This window comes from Streptomyces sp. NPDC006487, from assembly GCF_042870555.1.
In the GTDB taxonomy this organism is placed as follows: Bacteria; Actinomycetota; Actinomycetes; order Streptomycetales; family Streptomycetaceae; genus Streptomyces.
Map to the genome: position 1 here is coordinate 194,014 of NZ_JBIAHN010000016.1, position 17,461 is coordinate 211,474.

A 17,461-nucleotide genomic window follows, 5' to 3' on the forward strand; every position below is an offset into this window, starting at 1 on the left:
ACGCCGTCAGCCGAAGGTGCCGAAGAGCCGCCGCAGTTCCTCGTGGAAGCCGGGGAAGGTCTTGGCCACGCAGGCCGGGTCGTCGAGGGTGCTGCCGGGTGCGCGCAGGCCCAGTACCGAGAATGACATCGCGATGCGGTGGTCCCGGTGGCAGGCGACCGTCGCCGGGGCCGGGGTGCCCGGGTGGACGGTGATGCGGTCCGGGCCGTCCTCCACCCGGATGCCGAGCGCGCGCAGGTTCCCGGCGACGGCGGCGATGCGGTCGGACTCCTTCAGGCGGGCGTGCGCGATGCCCGTGATGGTGACGGGGGCGTCCGTGAGCGGGGCGATCGCGGCCATCGTCATGAAGGTGTCCGAGATGTCTCCCATGTCGACGGTGAATCCGCCGCGCAGCGGGCCGGTGCCCGTGACCTCGGTCCAGTCGGCGGTCCTGGTGACCCGGGCCCCGGCGCGCCGCAGCACCTCCACGAACGCGGTGTCGCCCTGGAGGCTCTCCGTGCCCAGGGCCTGGACCCGTACGGTGCGTCCGGTGACGGCCGCCGCCGCGAAGAAGTACGAGGCGGTCGAGGCGTCCGGCTCGATGTCGAGGTCGGTGGGCCGGTACCCGCCCGGGTGGACCGTGATCGCGCTGCCCTCCTCCTCGACGCGGGCGCCGAACTGCCGCATCAGGGACAGGGTCATGTCCACGTACGGACGGCTGACCAGCCTCGGCACGTCCACCGTGAGCGGCCCGCCCATCAGCGGCGCGGCCATCAGCAGCCCGGAGAGGTACTGGCTGCTGAGCCCGGAATCCAGCTCGACGCGGCCGCCGGCCAGCCCCCGCGCGGTGAGGGTGAAGGGCAGGCCCGTGCCGCGCACCCGCGCCCCGAGGCCGGTCAGCGCGTCCAGCAGCGGCCGCAGCGGGCGGGCCCGCAGCTGGTCCGAGCCGTCGAAGGCGATCTCCCCGCGCCCGGTGGCCGCGAAGGGCGGCAGGAAGCGCGCGGCGGTGCCGGCGTCGGCGCACCAGACGCGGCCGGGGCCGGCCGGTCCGGTGCCGCGCCCGGTGACCTCCCACACCTCGCCGGAGCCGTCTCCGTAACCCGAGCCGTCGCCGTACCCGTAGCCGCTGTCGCCGATGTCGCGCACCCCGGTGCCCAGGTCCGTGAGCGCGGCCCGGAAGGCGAGGGTGTCGTCGCTGACCAGGGGCGCACCGAGGCGGCTGCGCCCGGGGGCGGCGGCCGCGAGGAGCAGCGCCCGGTTGGTGATGCTCTTGGAGCCGGGGATCCTGGCCTCCAGCACGGTCGCGGCGCTCATCGGGCCGTGGCCTTGCGCTGGGCCCGCTCGACGCTCGCGCGGGCGGCCGCGGCGACCTTCGGCGCGGTCAGGCCGTGGAGTTCGTACAGGGACTGGTAGGGCGCCGAGGCGCCGAAGGAGTCGATGCCCAGTGAGGTGCCGGCCGCGCCGACCAGGGCGTACCAGCCGAGGCTGGAGCCCGCCTCGACGGAGACCCGGGCAGCCACGTCGGTGGGGAGCACCTCCTCGCGGTACTCCGCTTCCTGTGCCTGGAACCACTCCAGGCACGGCATGGACACGACGCGGGTGGCGACGCCCCCGTCCTGGAGGATGCGGCGGGCGTCGAGGGCGATGGGCACCTCGCTGCCGGTGGCGATGAGGATGGCAGCGGGGCACCCGCCCTCGGCCTCGGCCAGGACGTACCCGCCGCGTGCCGCGCCCTCGGCGGGGGACAGCCCGCTCTCCTCGGTGCGCTCCAGCACGGGCAGGTTCTGCCGGGACAGGCACAGGCCCGCCGGGCGGTCGTCGTTCTCCAGGATGGTGCGCCAGGCGACGACGGTCTCGTTGGCGTCGGCGGGCCGGACCACGTCGAGGCCGGGAATGGCGCGCAGCGACCAGAGGTGCTCGATCGGCTGGTGGGTGGGGCCGTCCTCGCCGAGACCGATGGAGTCGTGGGTCCAGACGTAGGTCACGGGCAGCTTCATCATCGCCGCGAGGCGGACGGCCGGCCGCATGTAGTCGGAGAAGACCAGGAAGGTGCCGCCGTAGGGGCGGGTCCCGCCGTGCAGGGCGATGCCGTTGAGGATGGCGCCCATGGCGTGCTCGCGGATCCCGAAGTGCAGGGTCCGCCCGTACCGGTGCCCGGCATACGCCTCCGTCGACAACTCCTCCGGAATGAAGGACGGTTCACCCTTCATCGTCGTCAGGTTCGACTCCGCGAGGTCCGCGGAACCGCCCCACAGCTCGGGCAGCGTCGCGGCCAGCGCGCTCAGCACCTCGCCCGACGCCTTGCGGGTGGCCATCTGACCGCCCGCCTCGAAGACGGGCAGCGCGTCCGTCCACCCCGCGGGGAGCCGGCGCTCGGAGAGCCGGTCGAAGAGCTCGGCGCGCTCGGGGTTGAGGGCGCGCCAGTCGGCGAGGGTCTTGTCCCACTGGCGGTGGGCCCCGGCGCCGCGGTCGGCGACCCGGCGGGCGTGGGCCAGTACCCCGGCGGGGACCTGGAAGGAGAGCGAGGGGTCGAGGCCCATCGCCGCCTTGGCGGCCGCGGCCTCCTCGGCGCCGAGGGCCGATCCGTGGATGCCGCCGGTGTTGCGCTTCTTCGGCGCGGGCCAGCCGATGATCGTCCGCAGCGATACGAGGGAGGGCCGGTCGGTGGTCTCGCGGGCGGTGACGAGCGCCCGGTACAGGGCCTCGACATCCTCTCGGTACTCCCCGCTCGCGGTCCAGTCGACCTCCTGCACGTGCCAGCCGTACGCCCGGTAGCGGGCGAGGGTGTCCTCGGAGTGCGCGATCCGCCGGTCGTCCTCGATGGAGATGCGGTTCTCGTCGTAGAGGACGACGAGGTTGCCCAGGCGCTGGTGACCGGCCAGCGAGCTGGCTTCGTGCGCGACGCCCTCCTCCAGGTCGCCCTCGGAGGCGACGGCCCAGACGGTGTGGTCGAAGGGGCTCTCGCCCGGTGCGGCCTGCGGATCGAACAGACCGCGCTCGCGGCGGGCCGCCATGGCCATGCCGACCGCGTTGGCGAGGCCCTGGCCGAGGGGGCCGGTGGTGGTCTCCACGCCCGGGGTGTGCTCGTACTCGGGGTGCGCCGGGGTCAGACTGCCCTCCGTGCGCAGGCCCTTGAGGTCGTCGAGGGTGAGCCCGTAGCCCGACAGGTAGAGCTGCGTGTAGAGGGTCAGGCTGGCGTGGCCGCAGGAGAGTACGAACCGGTCGCGGCCGGCCCAGCGCGGGTCCTGGGGGTCGTGCCGCAGCAGCCGCTGGAAGAGCAGGTAGGCCGCGGGCGCGAGGCTCATGGCGGTGCCGGGGTGTCCGTGTCCGGCTGCCTCGACCGCGTCCACGGTCAGGGCGCGGGCGACCTCGACGGCCCGGCGGTCGGCGTCCTCCCAGAGCAGGTCGGACGCGGTGCCCTGCGGGGCTGTGGCGACGGTCATCTCGGGCCTTCCTGTTCGGGGGATTCGGGTACGGGTGCGCGTGCGGCCCGCTTCACCGGGAGATCCGCTCGTAAGCGGCCCGGAGCAGGTCCTCGTCGGGGGCGGTGAGCAGCGCGGGGCGGCCGATGGCGTCGAGGACGACGAACCGCAGCCGGTTGCCCCGGGTCTTCTTGTCGATCCCCATCGCGTCGCGCAGCGGGGCCCAGGCTCCGCCGTGCGTGGTGGGCAGGCCGGCGGCGGCGAGGAGGGCGCGGTGGCGCTCGGCATCGGCCGTGGGCAGCCGGCCGTCGAGCCGGGCGAGTTCGGCGGCGAAGACCATGCCGGCGGCCACCGCGTGGCCGTGCCGGACGCGGTAGCCGGAGACCCGCTCGATGGCGTGGCCCAGGGTGTGGCCGTAGTTGAGGTGCTCGCGGCGGCCGTCCTCCCGGAAGTCCTCTGTGACCACCTCGGCCTTGACGCGGATGGCGCGCTCGACGAGCTCCCGGGTGTGGACGGCGCCGGCGGGGTCCTCCTCGACCAGGCGCAGGATCTCCGGGTCGGCGATGAACCCGGCCTTGATGACCTCGGCGAGGCCGCTGACGCGGTCGGGGGCCGGCAGGGTGTCCAGCAGATCCAGGTCGCACAGCACCCCGGCGGGCGGGTGGAAGGCGCCGACGAGGTTCTTGCCCTGGGGCAGGTTGACGGCGCTCTTCCCGCCGATGGCGGCGTCGACCATGCCGAGCAGGGTGGTCGGCACCAGGACCAGCCGCACGCCGCGCAACCACCCGGCGGCGGCGAACCCGGCGAGGTCGGTGGTGGCGCCGCCTCCGACGGCGACGACGGCGTCGGAGCGGGTGAACCCGGCGTCGGCGAGGGCCCGCCACACGCCCACCACCACGGTCATGTCCTTCGCGGCTTCGCCGTCGGGCACTTCGAGGGAGACCACGATGCGTCCCTCGTGGTCGAGTTCCCGGGCGATCCGGCGGGCCGTGGCCAGCAGGGTCCGGGAGTGGATCACGGCCACCCGCAGCGGTCCGGCGCCCGGTCCCCCCAGGAGACGGCCGGTCTCGCCGGTCAGCCCGTGGCCCACGAGGACTCCGTAGGGCCGGTCCCCGCCGACCGGGATCCTGGTGCTCCCCGCCGGCGCCGGCTTGCTCCCCGCCGGCGCCGGCGTGTTCAGCGCCGGCCTGTTCAGCGTCGGCGCGCTCACCGGACGGCCAGGTTCTCGAGGTAGCCCCGGTGGTTGCGGGCGGTCTCGGCGAGGGAGTCCCCGCCGAACTTCTCCAGCGCGGCGTGCGCGAGGACCAGCGCGGTCATCGCCTCGGCCACGACCGCCGCCGCGGGCACCGCGCAGACGTCGGAGCGCTGGTGGTGGGCGACGGCCGTCTCGCCGGTGGCGACGTCGATGGTGGCCAGGGCGCGCGGCACGGTGGCGATGGGCTTCATGGCGGCGCGCACCCGCAGCGGTTCGCCGGTGGTCATGCCGCCCTCGACCCCGCCGGAGCGGGCGGTGCGGCGGCGAAGGGCGCCCGCTTCGTCCCGCTCGATCTCGTCGTGCGCGAGGGAGCCGGGGACCTTGGCGAGGCCGAAGCCGTCGCCGAACTCGACGCCCTTGATGGCCTGGATGCCCATGAGGGCGGCCGCGAGCCGGGAGTCGATGCGCCGGTCGCCGTGGACGTAACTGCCCAGGCCCGGCGGAAGTCCGTACGCGAGCACCTCGACGATTCCGCCGAGGGTGTCGCCGTTCTTGTGGGCCCGGTCGACCTCGGCGACCATCGCGGCGGATGCCGCGGGGTCCAGGCAGCGCACCGGGTCCGCGTCCACGCGCCCGGTGTCGTCCGGCCCGGGCACCACGCCCTCGGGGGCGGCGGCCGCGCCGAGCGCGACGACGTGGCTGACGATCGTGATCCCGTACGCCTGCGACAGGAAGGCGCGGGCGACCTCGCCGACGGCGACACGGGCGGCGGTCTCGCGGGCACTGGCCCGCTCCAGCACCGGCCGGGCGTCGCCGAACCCGTACTTCTGCATCCCGGCGAGGTCGGCGTGGCCGGGGCGGGGGCGCGAGAGCGGGGCGTTGCGCGCCCCGCCGGCCGGTACCTCCGGGTCCACGCCGTCGGCGGCCATCACCGTCTCCCACTTGGGCCATTCGGTGTTGCCGACCTGGATCGACACCGGTCCGCCCTGGGTGAGGCCGTGGCGGACGCCGCCGAGGAAGGTCACCTCGTCCCGCTCGAAGGCCATCCGGGCGCCCCGGCCGTGGCCGAGGCGGCGTCGGGCGAGGGAGTCGGCGACGGCCTTGGTGGAGATCTCCACCCCGGCGGGCATGCCTTCGAGGACGGCGGTGAGGGCGGGGCCGTGCGATTCGCCCGCGGTGAGCCATCGCAAAGTACTCAAGGGTGATCCTCTGTCGTGCGGCGTGGTGTGCCGGAAGGGGTCGTACGGGGATCTGCGGACGCGGGGTCAGACTCCGACGGCCACCGGCGGAGCCTCGATCGGCCCCATCCGCTGGACCCGCCAGCCCGCGCTCATCAGGCCCTGGGACAGGGTCACTGCGGTCCCTCGGGCGACCATCAGCTCGACCAGGCCGCTCTCGTCGCCCGGCGAGTGGTCGATGGTCATGTCCTCGATGTTGACGCCGAGTTCGGCGGCGTTCGCGAGGAGCCGGGCGAGCTCGCCGGGCTGGTCCCCGATCAGGACGCGGACCGGCGCGCAGGCGGGTACCGGGTGTCCGTGCTTGCCGGGGATGCGGTCACGGCCGCTGATGCCGCGGCCGAGCAGGTCGGCCAGGAGCGTGGTGCCCTGGGCCCGTTCGTCGGCGTCGTCGGTGGCGAGGCCCCGCAGGGCGGCCACCGTGACCTGGAGGTCCTCGGCGAGTTCGGTCAGCACGTCGGCGACCGCGGTGGCGTTGGACTCCAGGATGTCGCTCCACAGCCGGGGGTCGCCCCCGGCGATCCGGGTCACGTCGCGCAGCCCCTGTCCGGCGAGGCGGCAGGCGTCCTCCTGGAGGTGCTGGAGGCGGGCGGCCATCAGCGAGGCGACCACGTGCGGGGTGTGGGAGACGCGGGCCACGGCCCGGTCGTGCGCGTCGCTGTCCATGACGACGGGCACCGCCCCGCACAGGGAGACCATCATGAGCGCCATGTTGAGCGCGTCGCGGCCGGTGTGGGCCGTGGGGGTCAGCACCCAGGAGCGGCCCTCGAAGAGGGTGGCGCAGGCGGCGAGCGGGCCGGAGCGCTCCCGGCCGGCCATGGGGTGTCCGCCGATGAAGGTGACGGGGTCGGCGCCGGCGGCGAGGACCCCGATCTCCGGCTCGGTCTTGACGCTGGCGACGTCGGTGTACGAGCGGGCCAGGCCCAGCCTCTGCTGGGCGGCGAGCACGGTGCCGACCTGGGCCGGCGGGACGGCCAGTACGGCCAGGTCCACGGTGGTCTTCGGGGCGCCGAGGGTGCCTGCGCCGAGCGAGGCGGCGGTGCGGGCGGCCGAGTCGTTCTCGTCCATGAGGTGGACGGCCACCCCGCGGCGGGACAGGGCCAGGGCGATGGAGGTTCCGATGAGGCCGGTCCCCACCACCGCGGCGGAGCGGATCATCTGGATTCCCCGGCGGTGACCAGGTCCTGGCGCAGGGCGGCCGCCCCGCCCAGGTAGATGTGCTTGACCTCGGGCCTGGGCAGGTCCGTCTCGGCGTAGGCGAGGATCCGCACCACGCGGGGCAGGGACCCGGCGATGTCCAGTTCCTGCGCGCACATCAAGGGCACGTCGACGATGCCCAGTTCCCGGGCGGCCACCGCCGGGAACTCGCTGACCAGGTCCGGGGTCGCCGTGAAGAGCACGCTGACCAGGTCGTCCTGGTCGAGCCCGTTGGCGAGGAGCATCTCCTGGAACAGCGTTCGGACCCCGTCCAGCAGGTGGCCCCGCTCGTCGACTTCCAGCTGGATGGCACCGCGCAGGGCACGCACGGACATGGGCTTCTCCCTTTGCTTCGGACGGTACGTCGATCGGTCGCTCGGGATCAGGCGGCGGCCGGTACGGCTTCGCGGCGGGCCGCGACCGCCGTTCCGCGGTTCCGGTACAGCTCGGCGACCCGGAAGGCCAGGTCGAGCGACTGCTTGCGGTTCAGGCGCGGGTCGCACGCGGACTCGTAGCGCTGCCCGAGGTCGGCGAGCCTGACCTCGGCGCCTCCCCCGACGCATTCGGTGACGTCGTCGCCGGTCAGCTCGATGTGGATGCCGCCGGGGTGGGTGCCGAGCGCGCGGTGGACCTCGAAGAAGCCGGTGACCTCGTCGAGGACGTCGTCGAAGTGGCGGGTCTTGTGGCCGCTGGGCGCCTCGAAGGTGTTGCCGTGCATCGGGTCGCAGATCCACGCGGGGCGCGCGCCCTCGGCGGTGACCTTGCCGATGAGCTCGGGGAGGATCTCGCGGATGTTCCGGGCGCCCATCCGGGTGATGAAGGTGAGACGGCCGGGCAGGCGCTCCGGGTCCAGCTTGTCGATGAGGCGCAGTGCCTCGCCGGCGGAGGTCGTGGGGCCGAGCTTGACGCCGATGGGATTCTGCACGCCGGCGGCGAACTCGACGTGGGCGCCGTCCAGTTGCCGGGTGCGCTCGCCGATCCAGATCATGTGGCCGGAGACGTCGTACGGCTTCCCGGTACGGGCGTCGACGCGGGTGAGCGCGGCCTCGTAGTCCAGGAGCAGAGCCTCGTGGCTGGCGAAGATCTCGGAGGAGTGGACGGCGGCCGGGTCGGCGCCGCAGGCGGCGAGGAAGGTGAGGGCGTCGTCGATGTCCCCGGCGAGTCGCTCGTAGCGCTCGCCGATCGGGGAGGCGGCGACGAAGTCGCGGTTCCACTCGTGGACCTGGCGCAGGTCGGCGTAGCCGCCGGTGGTGAAGGCCCGTACGAGGTTCAGGGTGGCGGCGGAGGAGTGGTACATCCGCTTGAGCCGCTCGGGGTCCGGGGTGCGGGACTCTGGGGTGAAGGCGAGGCCGTTGACGGAGTCGCCGCGGTAGACGGGCAGTTCGACGCCGCCGCGGATCTCGGTGGGCTTGGAGCGCGGCTTGGAGTACTGTCCGGCGATCCGGCCGATCTTCACCACGGGCACGGAGCTCGCGTAGGTGAGGACGGCGGCCATCTGGAGCAGGGTGCGGACCTTGTCGCGGACCTGGTCGGAGCTGACGGCGTCGAAGGTCTCGGCGCAGTCTCCGCCCTGGAGGACGAAGGCCTCGCCCCGGGCGACGTCGGCGAGCCGGTCGCGCAGCCGGTCGCACTCGCCGGCGAAGACCAGGGGCGGGTAGGAGGCGAGGTCGTCGAGCGCGGAGCGCAGGGCGACCGGGTCGGGGTAGGACGGCTGCTGGGCGGCGGGCAGCAGCCGCCAGGAGTCGACGGCCGTGGCGTGCGTGGCGAGGGTCATGGTGGCTGTGCCTCGATCGGTTTCGGTGGAAAGGGAAGAGGTGTGGGCCTGTCGCCGCCCGGGGTGGCGGCCCCGGGGTGCCGGGGGTCCGTACGGTGGTGCGGCCGTACGGACCCCCGGTGGGCGATCCGTTGCGGGATCCCGTCTCGCCAGGGGCCTAGACCGGCTCGCGGACCTCGGAGGACCGGGCCGAAGGGGCCTGCTCCCCGGGCACCGGAGCGCCGGCTTCCTCGCCGGCGGCCTGGTGGCCCTTGGTGAGGCCGAAGAAGAGCAGACCGCCGACGCCCAGGACGGCGATGACGATGCCCATCGGAACGGCGCTGTCCTCGCCGGCGAGACCGACGAGCGGGACCACGGCCGCGCCGATCAGGTGCTGGGACAGGCCCAGCAGCGCGGCTGCCGAGCCGGCCACGTCGCCGTGGTCCTGGAGGGCCAGTGCGAAGGAGTTCGGCAGGACGAGGCCGACGCTGGCGACGACCAGGAAGAGCGCGACGAGCAGCGGGGCCAGACCGGCGTCGGTGAGGACGACGGCGAGCAGCCCGAGGCCGCCGACCGCGGAGACGGCCAGGCCGGTGGCGAGCAGGGCGCGCGGGCCGGTCTTGTGCACGATGCGCCCGCTGACCTGCGCGGCGATGACCAGGCCGAGGGCGTTGACGCCGAAGACGACGCTGTAGGCCTGCGGGGACATCCCGTGGATGGACTGGAGCACGAAGGTCGAGCCGGAGATGTACGCGAACATCGCGGCGAAGGCGAAGCCGCAGGCCAGGTTGTAGCCGACGAACACCCGGTCGCCGAGCAGCCGGCGGAAGATCGGGCCGGTGGCCTTGAGGCCGCCGCGCACGCGCCGTTCGGCGGGGTGCGTCTCCGGCAGGGCTCCGGCGACGCCGAAGAGCATCAGGGCGCCGATGATCGCCAGCGCGATGAAGATGCCCTTCCACGAGGTGACGAGCATCAGCTGGCCGCCGAGGACGGGGGCCAGGATCGGGGCGATGCCGGTGATGAGCATCAGCATCGCGAAGAACCGGGCCGCGGCGGGCCCGGTGTGCCGGTCGCGCACGACCGCGGAGGCGATGACGATGCCTGTGGCGCCGCCGAGGCCCTGGAGGGCGCGCAGCCCGACCAGCGTCCAGATGTTGGGGGCGAAGGCGCACAGCAGGGCGGTGACGGCGAACAGTGCCAGTCCGGCGATGAGCGGACGGCGGCGGCCGAGCGCGTCGCTGACGGGTCCGGCGATGAGCTGGCCGATGCCGAGGCCGAGCAGGCAGGCGGTGAGGCTGAGCTGGGCCGCCGAGGCGCTCGTGTTCAGGTCCTCGGCGATCTGCGGGAGGCCCGGCATGTAGGCGTCGTTGGCCAGCGGGCCGAGGGCGGTGAGTGCACCGAGGATGATGGCGAACCGGACGATGCCGGCGCTCTTGGGTGTGGCGGGTGAAGTCATGTTTCTGATCCCCTCCGGGGAACGCGGAATCAGTAGGCGACGGTGATGCGGGACTGGATCGCTTCTCCGCGCTCCAGTACGTCCGCGAAGGCGACGGCGTAGTCCGCGATGCTGATCCGGCTCTTGCCTTCGGCGTCCACCAGGAGCTGCTCACCGCCGACGCGATAGGTCCCGGTGCGCTCACCGGGCTCGATCTGGGCGGCCGGGGAGATGAACGTCCAGTCCAGGGAACCGGCCTGGCGGTAGAGGCCGAGCGCCTCGCTCTGGGCGAGGGCGTTCTGCTTCCAGACGGCCGGGAAGTTCGGGTTGTCGATGACCTTGACCCCCGGGGAGACCTCCAGGCTGCCGGCGCCGCCGAGGACCACGACACGGCGTACGCCGCTGCGCGTGAGGCCCTCGATGAGCGCGTTGGCCGCACCGACGATGATCTTGTGGTCGTCGTCGACGCCGAGCTTGGGGCCGACGGCCGAGGCGACGGCGTCGTAGCCCGCCGCGGACAGTTCGGCCACGGTGTCCGCGTCGGTGGCGTCACCGGCGATCACCTTCAGGCCCTCGTGGCCGTTGCCCGCGATCTCGCCGGTGCGGGTCACGCCGGTGACGGCGTGACCGCGGGAGAGCAGTTCGCCGGCGATGGCGCTGCCGATGTGCCCGCTGGCTCCGAAAAGCAGGATGTTCATGGTGGTGCCTCTTCTTCCTCGGTGATTCTTCGGGGGTGGTGCCGGACGAGGAGACGTCCCGCGGGCTAGTCCTCTTCGAGGAAGTCGGGCTGCTCGCGGATGATCTCGTCCCAGAGCAGCTGGAAGCTGAACCAGCCCAGCTGCTCGTTGCCGAAGCCGTCCCCGGCGGCGACGGCCTGCTCATGGGTGAAGCTCTTGGGCGTGCCCGCCGCCCTGGCGAGCAGCTGCACCTGGGCGCAGCTGTCGTAGGTGAAGAACCAGTGCACGGCCTCGTCGAGCGATCCGCCGACGGTTATCAGGCCGTGGTGGCGCAGCAGGATCGCGCGGTTGTCGCCGAGCTTCTGCGCGATGTCGCGGCCGAGTTCGGCGGAGACCGAGGGGCCCTCGTACTCCTCGTAGAGGACCTGGCGGTTGTAGAACGCCGCCGATTCCTGGTCGATGGGGTCAAGCAGGCGGCCCAGGGCGCCCAGCGCGCGGGAGTGCGCGGTGTGGCCGTGGGCGGCCGCCGTGGCGCCCGGCTGCATCTCGTGGATGGCCGAGTGGATGACGAACGCACTGGGGTTGACCCGGTGCTTACCCTCTACGACATTGCCCGCCGAGTCCACGCAGATGAGGTCGGCGACGCGGACCAGGTTGAAGGAGACGCCGAAGGGGTTCACCCAGAACCGGTCCTCGTGCTCCGGGTCGCGGACCGAGATGTGGCCCGAGATGCCCTCACCGAAGCCGTACTTGCCGAACAGCCGCAGTGCGGCGGCGAGCCGCTGCTTTCGGTGGCGGCGCGTTTCCTCGTGGGTGGCGAAGACCGGCTCGCTCGGGATCGGCAGGCCGGTGTGCGTGTCCGCCAGGTAGGCGGGCCGGTCGGTCTCGGTGACGCTCATGCTCGGGGTCCTCATCTCCGGAATCTCCGGATCGTTTTCCGGTGGCGTACGGATGCGGGTGCGGGCGGGGATGCGGGCGGGGATGCGGGCGGGGCTAGACCGTGAGCAGGACGTCCTCGTTCTCCTGGGTCGCGGCCGTGACGGTCTCGGCGTGCTGCAGGATCGCGCCGACGATGTCCTGGCTGCGGTCCACCAGGGAGGGGATGCCGAAGGTGAAGAAGAGGGAGCCGGCGGCGATGTTGCCGAGCCCGTACAGGCGCGGGTCGGGCCGGCCGTTGGTGGTGAGCTGGCTGGTCGGGCGCGCTATGTGCAGGCCGCCGTGGGGGTGCCGGCTGGCGACGCGGCTGCGCATCAGCGAGGTGACCAGGGGCGCGGCGCTGGTGGGGATGCGCCCCTCGGAGGCGTTGACCGCGCTGATGACGCGGTCGGCCGTGAAGTCGTGTCCCTCGGCGGTGACGACGTCGAAGCCGGCCTCGGGGTGCGGGGTGATGTTCTGGAGGCCCGCGACGATCTCCAGCTTGTCGGCCTCTACGAGGTCGAGGAGGACTCCGGCGCTGCCGGGCGGCATGGGGCAGCACAGGCTCATGATCGTGCGGTAGTGGGCGCGCAGCAGCTGGACCTTGTCCTGTTCGCGCAGCATCGGCCAGACGTCGGGGCCGGTCTCGGGGACGGCGCGCTGGAGGATGCGCAGGCCCATGTGGGGGGAGTCGACCTCCTCGATCTGCCGGCGCAGCCGGTCGACCGGGTCCTCCAGGTCGACGCGGATGATCTCCGAGACCACCGCGTCGAGGTCGGCGCCGACATCGCGGAACTCGGCCCGCATGATGGTGGCGATGTCCTCGAGGGTGACCTCGGGGTGGATCGCGGCCAGCTCCTCCATCCGGTGCGGGGTGAAGTGCCGCAGCTCGAAGGGGACCGCCTTCTGCCGTACGCCGGGCAGGACCCCGCGCCGCGACAGCAGGCTGATCTTGCCCTGGTGGCCCTGGGCGGCCAGCGACAGGATGATGTCGATGGCGGTCAGGCCGCTGCCGATGATCGCGACGTGCTCCCGTTCGCCGACGTCGGCCAGCTTGTTGACGATCGGGTACGGGTCCCCGACGAAGCCGGGGGTGTCGCCCAGACCGTAGACGTCCTTGGGACTGTCGCCGCCGACGCACAGGATGGCGTAGTCGAAGGCGCGGGCGCGCCCGTTGCCGGTGCGCAGCAGGACCCGGTTGGCGGCGCGGCTCGCGGAGGTGACCCCCTCGCCGACGAGGTCGACCCGCCAGCCCTGGCGGCGCAGTTCGCCGAGCGCGGCGTAGGCGGTCTGCTCCAGGTACTCGCCGTAGACGGTCCGGGGGGCGAAGCGGCTTCCGGACCAGCGGTCGACTCCGGTGCGGACCCCTATGACCTTGTCCCGCGTCTCCAGCCAGTTCTCGAAGTGCCGGAGGTCGCCGGCGCGCACGGACATGTCGTCGGGGGTCGCGTTGACCTTGAGGGTCTCGGTGTCGACCTGGTAGGCCCGCCCGCGCCACAGGTGCGGTGACGGTTCGAAGACCGTGAGGCTGCCCGGTTCGCCTTGTGTTCGCGACAACGCGTCGATCAAGCAGACTGCAGCCGCGCCTCCTCCGACGATGCCGATCGAGAATCCACGGGACATGTGTCAGTCACCTATCAATTCGTGGAAGGCGCGGGGTCGTCGTGCGCCGGCCTTGCTGTCCGCGATCACGGTGGCCCTTTCCTCGCCTGCTCCGGGGATTCAGTGGGAGCCGCCGGCCACCCCCGGTGCGGCGGGGGTGGAGCCGGTCGGCCGATGACTCGGTTCTCTGCGACTCAGGAGGCGGAGTTCTTGAAGTTCTTCATCGAGACGGTGAAGTCCCCGCGGTTGGCGCGGTAGTCGATGCAGTAGTCCTGCGGGTACCAGCCGGCGATCTGCCACTCCTGCGGCTGCTTGACCGGCCAGCAGCGGCTCGGGTTGACCCCGGCGGCGATGCCGTCGAACCAGGCCTTCGTGATCATCGGCTCGAGGAAGGTGATCTTGGCGTCGTAGGAGCCGTAGATGAAGGTCTGGGTGAAGGCGGTGGATCCCCACTCCGGCGAGGTCAGGTCGACCAGGTGGTTGCCCATGGCGGCCTCGGCCACGCCCTTGTCCGTGTAGTCCTTCGGCATGTACTGCGGGGCGATCGGCTCGGTGGCCGTCGCGTAGTCGTCGCAGTTGATGGCCAGGCCGCAGGGACCGCTGCGGATCGCGTCGCGCTCCGCCTTCGACTGCGTGTAGAAGTGGAAGTCGAAGTGCGGGTGGTCGTATATGTGCTCCGGGCCGTGACCCATCGGGTTGAAGTTGACCAGGGCCCACTTGAGCGGCACGCCAGGCAGCGAGGTGAGCTGCGAGGGCAGGTCCAGCGGGCGCTCGTGGCCGCCGACGCACTCGGTGTGCTCGTTGACCGAGCCGTCACCGTTCATGTCGTAGCAGTGGTGGCCGTCGGTCATCGTGGTCGGCATGCCGGTCAGCGTGGACTGGGGGAAGACGATGCCGACCGTCTGCGGCTTGGAGTCGGAGATCTGCGCGTACGTCCGCAGGTTGCCGTTGCCGAGCGCGCTCGGGGTGCCGTACGAGGCGCAGGGGCCCGCGTAGGAGAGCGTCTCCCGGAGCAGCACCTGCGAGGCCCACGGCGCGACCTTCACGGTGCGCTCGCGGGCCGGGGCGTCCCGGGTCACCAGGCAGACGGTCACCGGGCCCGCGGTGCGCGCCGCGGTCTCCGCCGCGGACGCCGTGGCCTGGGCCGGTATGCCGGGCAGGATCAGCAGGGTCAGGGCTGATGTGGCCAGGGCCGCCCCGAGGAGCACCCGCCAGCTCGACAGCTTCTTCGCGCGCACGTCACACCTGTTCCAGTTCGAATCTGTGGAATCCGCCCTGAAGGAAGATCAGGGGGGTCTGGGTCTCGCGGGCACCCATGGCGAGGACTTCGCCGATGACCATCACGTGGTCGCCCGCCACCACGTGGTCGCGCAGGCTGCACTCCATCCAGGCCGCCGCGTCGAACAGGAGCGTCCCGGTGGCCTCGCCCGGCGCTCCGGCCACCTCGGTCAGCGCCTGGTCGCGCTCGGGGCGCCGGCGTGCGAACGCGCGGGCGGTGGACTCGCCCTCGGCGCCGAGGATCGAGATCCCGACGACGCCGGTCCGCAGCAGCTCGGCGAAGAACTCCGAGTCGTGACGGAAGCTCAGGGACACCAGCGGCGGTTCCAGGGAGACGGAAGTGAGCGAGTTGACGGTGATCGCGTTGTGGGTGCGTACGCCGTCCTGGTCGGTGTAGGTGCTGACGACGCACACCCCGGTGGCGAAGGAACGCATCACGTCGCGCAGGTCGTGGTTCATGGCCGGGCCTCTCTGCTGGGCGCGGACGGGTGCGCGCGGCGCGTCGGCCGCGGGCACCCGTCCGTACGCGGGCTTGGCGGTCAGTTGTCCTGGGCCCAGCGGCCGCGGGTCCAGCCGTCGAGGTCGTAGTCGTCCATGGCCCTCTGGACGAGGTCGCCGTAGTTGTCGAGCAGACCGGCTCCCCGCGACCAGTTCAGGGTGTCGAGGCGCACCTGGTCGGGACCGCCGGCGTAGTTGAGCTCGTACAGCTCGTGGCGGGCGCCGAACTCGGTGCCGATCGCGTCCCAGGCCAGCTTGAAGAGCTTGGTGCGCTCCTCGGCGGTGGCGCCGGTGCCGCGGTAGTAGCGGTCGAGCAGCGGGCGCAGCTCGGGGTTCTGCAGGTCCTTGCCGCTGGATGGGGTCATCAGCAGCGCGCCCGCGAGGTGCTCCTCGAAGAAGCGGTGCGTGCGCTCCCAGCTGAGCGGGGCGAGGGCCCGGTAGCCGGCCGAGTAGTCCATGCGCGGCAGGACGGTGCCGGCCGGGCCGGCCTCCGGGTCCAGGGCCATGGCGCTGGTGACGGCCCAGGTCTGGTGGCGCCAGGCGAGCAGCTCGCCGAGGCCGGCCTGGACTCCGCGGAAGCCGTCGGTGCCGTTGATGCGGGTGCCCTTGTCGAGGATGCCCGCCATGAACTCGAGCTTGACCGACATGCGGATCGCGCCCTGGAAGAAGCCGCGGGAGAGCAGGCCGGAGCGCGGGAAGTACTGGTGGATCTTCTCGGTGTCCCGGTAGATCAGGACGTTCTCCCACGGGATGAAGGCCTTGTCGAAGACCAGCACCGCGTCGTTCTCGTCGAACCGGCTGGAGAGCGGATTGTCGAACGGGCTGGTGGCCTTCCCCTCGTACGAGGTGCGGCAGACGACCTTCATGCCCGGGGTGTTCAGCGGGGCCATGAAGGCCAGCGCCATGTCCTCGGCCTTGCCCTTTTCGAGGTTGGCCAGGTGGATCTGGCCGACGAAGGCGACGTTGCTCAGCGCGGAGGCGGTGGCCATGAGCTTGGCGCCCTCGACGACGATGCCGTCCTCGCGCTCCTCGACGACCTTGAGGTAGACGTCGCGGATCTCGTGCGCCGGCTTGTTGCGGTCGACGGGCGGGTTGACGATCGCGTGGCTGATGGAGAGGCCCTGGCGGGCGTACTTCTCGTACCAGGCGCGGGCGTTGTCGCCGAAGGGCTCGTAGAAGTCGTGGGTGACGGCCAGGCCGGCCATGAACGACGCCTTGTAGTCGGGCGTGCGGTTCATGAAGCCGTAGCTCAGGCGGGCCCAGTGCTCGATGGCGTCGCGGGCCTTGACGAGCTCCTCGGGCGAGTGTGCCGGGGTGAAGAAGCGGTGGACGCGGTACCCCGTGTACCGGTCGACCGTCGTCATCAGGTCCTTGGTGTCCGGGTGGTGGAGCGCGTCGTAGAGGTGCGCCGTCGACCTCGCGGCATTGGCGAAGGCCGGGTGCGTCGTCACGTCCTTGACGAGCTCGCCGTCCACGAAGACCTGGCGGCCGTCACGCAGGCTCTCCAGGTAGGAGTCGCCCGTCATGAGGTCGTTCGGAGCCTCGACGGCCGACTGATCCGCTATCGGGACCTGACCCATTTTGGTGTCCTCTCCAGGGGTAATACAAGCGACCGCTGCCGGGCGCACAGTTCGATTGCCCCGAGCGTAGGCTCGGCCGCCGATCCGCTCTTGTTGGGCTGCGCACGGACAATTGCCCATCTACGCCAACCCTGGCGCCATCACGCTCCAGGGGATACGTCAACAACGAGGCGGAGAAGGCTTGTCGACGTCACGGAGAAGGTCAGGTCACGCTTCTCGACTATTGCGGAACGATGAATTCCGAATGCCCGGAAATAACTTCGGCCCGGCATCGTTCCAGGTAATTCGGATACACGGCCGGGCCGAATGGAGAAGGATTACGAAAATATGTCCGGCGGCCTGTCAGGCGGCGGGCCGGGTACGGCCGGCGGAGGCCGCGTCTATACAGGCGGCCTCGGCGATCAGAATGATCTTCTCCGCGTGCGGCAGCAGTCGTACGCCCGCCTCGGTGAGCTGGACCCGGCCGCCGGCGCGATGGAACAGGGCGGCCCCGATGTAGTCCTCGAGGTTCTTGATGTGGGCGGTGACGCTGGGCTGCGAGTAGTGCAGGTTGCGAGCGGCGCGAGTGAAGCTCATCTCGGCGGCTACTTCACGGAACGAGCGTAACTGCTGAAACTGCACGGCAGGGGCTCCCTTCTGCGAGGCTCAGAGCCTCGGAGACTAGAAACATACCATGGTGCAGGTATAACTTCGCT

At 72.0% G+C, this 17,461-nt stretch carries 15 protein-coding genes; all 15 read right to left on the bottom strand.

The features are described from left to right. Window positions 1-6: 6 nt before the first annotated feature. Entirely contained in the window at window positions 7-1,293 is a 1,287-nt protein-coding gene (gene aroA / locus ACFYM0_RS27965; RefSeq protein ID WP_388506133.1) for a 3-phosphoshikimate 1-carboxyvinyltransferase, read from the bottom strand. Continuing rightward, complete coding sequence (tkt, locus tag ACFYM0_RS27970; protein ID WP_388506135.1) at window positions 1,290-3,422, bottom strand: transketolase; 2,133 nt, start codon at window positions 3,420-3,422, stop codon at window positions 1,290-1,292. Before tkt ends, aroA begins: the two co-directional genes overlap by 4 nt. 52 nt (window positions 3,423-3,474) lie before the next feature. After that, window positions 3,475-4,581, bottom strand: coding sequence for a 3-dehydroquinate synthase (aroB, locus tag ACFYM0_RS27975; RefSeq protein WP_388506211.1), 1,107 nt, complete (start codon window positions 4,579-4,581; stop codon window positions 3,475-3,477). A gap of 26 nt (window positions 4,582-4,607) precedes the next feature. Beyond that, window positions 4,608-5,795, bottom strand: a complete 1,188-nt coding sequence (aroC, locus tag ACFYM0_RS27980) for a chorismate synthase (protein WP_388506137.1) — start codon at window positions 5,793-5,795, stop codon at window positions 4,608-4,610. A 66-nt stretch (window positions 5,796-5,861) separates the two neighbouring features. Beyond that, window positions 5,862-6,986 (bottom strand): prephenate dehydrogenase, encoded by a 1,125-nt coding sequence (locus tag ACFYM0_RS27985; protein ID WP_388506213.1) that lies wholly within the window; start codon window positions 6,984-6,986, stop codon window positions 5,862-5,864. Next, window positions 6,986-7,363, bottom strand: coding sequence for a chorismate mutase (gene aroH / locus ACFYM0_RS27990; RefSeq protein WP_388506139.1), 378 nt, complete (start codon window positions 7,361-7,363; stop codon window positions 6,986-6,988). Before aroH ends, ACFYM0_RS27985 begins: the two co-directional genes overlap by 1 nt. A 47-nt stretch (window positions 7,364-7,410) precedes the next feature. After that, window positions 7,411-8,802, bottom strand: a complete 1,392-nt coding sequence (locus ACFYM0_RS27995) for a class II 3-deoxy-7-phosphoheptulonate synthase (RefSeq protein ID WP_388506140.1) — start codon at window positions 8,800-8,802, stop codon at window positions 7,411-7,413. Window positions 8,803-8,959: 157 nt separating this feature from the next. Then, window positions 8,960-10,237: a multidrug effflux MFS transporter gene (locus ACFYM0_RS28000; protein ID WP_388506142.1), complete on the bottom strand. Its 1,278-nt coding sequence runs from the start codon at window positions 10,235-10,237 to the stop codon at window positions 8,960-8,962. A gap of 29 nt (window positions 10,238-10,266) precedes the next feature. Beyond that, entirely contained in the window at window positions 10,267-10,914 is a 648-nt protein-coding gene (locus ACFYM0_RS28005; protein WP_327257871.1) for an NAD(P)H-binding protein, read from the bottom strand. A gap of 65 nt (window positions 10,915-10,979) precedes the next feature. Next, on the bottom strand, window positions 10,980-11,792 hold the full coding sequence (locus ACFYM0_RS28010) for a class II aldolase/adducin family protein (RefSeq protein ID WP_388506144.1): 813 nt from the start codon (window positions 11,790-11,792) through the stop codon (window positions 10,980-10,982). A 94-nt stretch (window positions 11,793-11,886) separates the two neighbouring features. Beyond that, window positions 11,887-13,431 (bottom strand): FAD/NAD(P)-binding protein, encoded by a 1,545-nt coding sequence (locus tag ACFYM0_RS28015; protein WP_388506146.1) that lies wholly within the window; start codon window positions 13,429-13,431, stop codon window positions 11,887-11,889. Between the two features lie 173 nt (window positions 13,432-13,604). Next, complete coding sequence (locus ACFYM0_RS28020) at window positions 13,605-14,648, bottom strand: hypothetical protein (RefSeq protein ID WP_388506148.1); 1,044 nt, start codon at window positions 14,646-14,648, stop codon at window positions 13,605-13,607. Between the two features lies 1 nt (window position 14,649). Next, window positions 14,650-15,147: a flavin reductase family protein gene (locus tag ACFYM0_RS28025; protein WP_327257867.1), complete on the bottom strand. Its 498-nt coding sequence runs from the start codon at window positions 15,145-15,147 to the stop codon at window positions 14,650-14,652. Window positions 15,148-15,227: 80 nt separating this feature from the next. Continuing rightward, window positions 15,228-16,766: a 4-hydroxyphenylacetate 3-hydroxylase family protein gene (locus ACFYM0_RS28030; RefSeq protein WP_388506150.1), complete on the bottom strand. Its 1,539-nt coding sequence runs from the start codon at window positions 16,764-16,766 to the stop codon at window positions 15,228-15,230. Window positions 16,767-17,108: 342 nt separating this feature from the next. After that, window positions 17,109-17,387, bottom strand: a complete 279-nt coding sequence (locus tag ACFYM0_RS28035; RefSeq protein WP_327257865.1) for a LysR family transcriptional regulator — start codon at window positions 17,385-17,387, stop codon at window positions 17,109-17,111. Between the last annotated feature and the right edge of the window lie 74 nt (window positions 17,388-17,461).

Excerpts from the sequence above, each read along its gene's own strand:
- aroH (WP_388506139.1), bottom strand. The coding sequence starts at position 7,363 with ATGTCCGTGCGTGCCCTGCGCGGTGCCATCCAGCTGGAAGTCGACGAG.
- aroA (WP_388506133.1), bottom strand. The coding sequence starts at position 1,293 with ATGAGCGCCGCGACCGTGCTGGAGGCCAGGATCCCCGGCTCCAAGAGC.
- ACFYM0_RS28000 (WP_388506142.1), bottom strand. The coding sequence starts at position 10,237 with ATGACTTCACCCGCCACACCCAAGAGCGCCGGCATCGTCCGGTTCGCC.
- ACFYM0_RS28010 (WP_388506144.1), bottom strand. The coding sequence starts at position 11,792 with ATGAGCGTCACCGAGACCGACCGGCCCGCCTACCTGGCGGACACGCAC.
- ACFYM0_RS27995 (WP_388506140.1), bottom strand. The coding sequence starts at position 8,802 with ATGACCCTCGCCACGCACGCCACGGCCGTCGACTCCTGGCGGCTGCTG.
- tkt (WP_388506135.1), bottom strand. The coding sequence starts at position 3,422 with ATGACCGTCGCCACAGCCCCGCAGGGCACCGCGTCCGACCTGCTCTGG.
- ACFYM0_RS28015 (WP_388506146.1), bottom strand. The coding sequence starts at position 13,431 with ATGTCCCGTGGATTCTCGATCGGCATCGTCGGAGGAGGCGCGGCTGCA.
- ACFYM0_RS28030 (WP_388506150.1), bottom strand. The coding sequence starts at position 16,766 with ATGGGTCAGGTCCCGATAGCGGATCAGTCGGCCGTCGAGGCTCCGAAC.
- ACFYM0_RS28025 (WP_327257867.1), bottom strand. The coding sequence starts at position 15,147 with ATGAACCACGACCTGCGCGACGTGATGCGTTCCTTCGCCACCGGGGTG.
- ACFYM0_RS28005 (WP_327257871.1), bottom strand. The coding sequence starts at position 10,914 with ATGAACATCCTGCTTTTCGGAGCCAGCGGGCACATCGGCAGCGCCATC.